1 protein-coding gene is annotated in these 633 nt (G+C 65.4%); it reads left to right on the top strand.

The window, feature by feature from the left end:
• Nucleotides 1-226: 226 nt before the first annotated feature.
• On the top strand, nucleotides 227-633 hold a 407-nt coding region (locus tag CXQ94_RS23840), incomplete at its 3' end, for a YbaK/EbsC family protein (RefSeq protein WP_146070413.1).

Raw genomic sequence — 633 nt, 5'->3', positions numbered from 1 at the left:
GCAGTTCAAGGTCGCCGATCTGATGCGCGATGCCGAGCTGCTCCCGGCGGTGCGCGATGCCGCCCAGGAATTGCTCGCGCGCTGGCCGCAGCACGTCAGCCCGCTGCTCGAGCGTTGGCTGCGTCATGGCCAGGAATACGGCCAGGTATGACAACCATCCGTCGCCACATCATCCGTGGCTGACGGCTTCGCTATACTCAGGCAGGTCACTACAACGGGTCCGCTCATGAATTCTGCTGTCGACACCGAAAGCTGCTCCGAACTGCCCCTCCTGATCACCAAGCTGTTGAAAGACCTCGGTGTGAGTTACCAGATCCAGCGCGATCGCCCCAACATTCCCGCTGCGCAGCGGGTGCAGGCGGTGCTGCTGGACGACAGCATCGGCGCGATGCTGGTGCTCTTCCCGCAGGATCATCTGCTCGACCTTGCACGCCTGGCCGAACTCACCGGCCGCGAGCTGGCCGCGGTCAAGCCGGAGCGGCTGGCGCGCATGCTCGCCAAGCACGAGTTGAGCCGCCTGCCCGGCCTGCCGCCACTGACCAGCTCGCCCTGCCTGTACGAAGAGTGCCTGATGCAGCAGCCACGGCTACTGGTTGAATCCGGCCAGCCTGGCCTGCTGGCGGAGGTCAGCAG

This window comes from Arthrobacter sp. GMC3, from assembly GCF_002929305.1.
Taxonomy (GTDB): domain Bacteria; phylum Actinomycetota; class Actinomycetes; order Actinomycetales; family Micrococcaceae; genus Specibacter.
The sequence above is the reverse complement of the archived record's forward strand: the minus strand, read 5'-3'. Positions and strand labels throughout refer to the sequence as shown.